This window comes from Arthrobacter sp. SIMBA_036 (assembly GCF_046535135.1).
GTDB lineage: Bacteria > Actinomycetota > Actinomycetes > Actinomycetales > Micrococcaceae > Arthrobacter.
The window spans coordinates 1-242 of the sequence record NZ_JAWRXG010000411.1 but is presented as its reverse complement, the minus strand read 5'-3'; the positions used below and the strand labels follow the sequence as shown (position 1 = coordinate 242).

Sequence of the window (242 nt, the reverse complement as noted above, 5' to 3'; positions counted from 1 at the left end):
GAGTTACCAAACTACAGGAAGATCAATTAAACAAGGTAAAAGGCGGACAGAAAGGAGCTGGCGAAATAGATCAGGATCTTGATGGAGGAAGCGTTAGCTGCGTATGTCTAAGTTGTAGACCTTAAACAGTTTAAATAATAATCAATCAATTAACAATAAAAATTAGAACCATGAGCAACAAATCAGTAAAACTAGGAAAAGAAGTAACGCTTAACAAAGACGCAGTTACCAAACTACAGGAA

At 36.0% G+C, this 242-nt stretch carries 1 protein-coding gene; it reads left to right on the top strand.

Translation table 11 applies throughout. The features are described 5' to 3' along the window. Positions 1-170 precede the first annotated feature (170 nt). A partial coding sequence (locus SB659_RS20345) for a class I lanthipeptide (RefSeq protein WP_410551742.1) occupies positions 171-242 on the top strand: 72 nt, incomplete at its 3' end.